The sequence below is a fragment of the Clostridium tarantellae genome, from assembly GCF_009295725.1.
In the GTDB taxonomy this organism is placed as follows: Bacteria; Bacillota; Clostridia; order Clostridiales; family Clostridiaceae; genus Sarcina; species Sarcina tarantellae.
Genome location: NZ_WHJC01000617.1, coordinates 1 through 593 on the forward strand (window position 1 = coordinate 1; position 593 = coordinate 593).

Genomic DNA, 593 nt, shown 5'->3' on the forward strand with positions numbered 1-593 from the left:
AATCATAACCACCCGTAAAACGGGTGGTTTGCTCTAGCCCTATAAGGGCATATTACTGGCTGTGCTACTCGCACTTTGAACGGTCTGCCAACCGCATTTTTTTCACTAACTACCCCTTAAAGGGGTCTTATTATTTGTTTTTCTTTATCGGCTCACCCGTAAACGGGTCAATATACTCTTTTAAACTTATTTGTTCATATGCTATATCTTCCTGTATTTGATTTTTAATATATTCTTCTATCGCCTTTTTATTTCTTCCAACTGTATCAACATAATACCCCTTACACCAAAATTGTCTATTCCCATATTTATATTTTAAATTGGCATGTCTATCGAAAATCATCAAAGAACTTTTTCCTTTTAAATATCCCATAAATTGAGAAACACTTAGTTTTGGAGGAATACTTACAAGCATGTGTATGTGATCTTTACATGCATTTGCTTCTATTATTTCTACTCCCTTTTGATCACATAACTTTCTTAATATCGCTCCTATATCTGACTTAATTTTTCCATAAATTATTTGTCTTCTATACTTTGGTGCAAAAACTATATGATATTTGCAATTCCATTTACTATGTGCTAAGCTACTA

Annotated in this window: 1 protein-coding gene; it reads right to left on the reverse strand. The window is 32.7% G+C overall.

All coding sequences use genetic code 11. The features are described from left to right. Positions 1–130: 130 nt before the first annotated feature. A partial coding sequence (gene tnpA / locus GBZ86_RS16645; RefSeq protein WP_152892507.1) for an IS200/IS605 family transposase occupies positions 131–593 on the reverse strand: 463 nt, incomplete at its 5' end.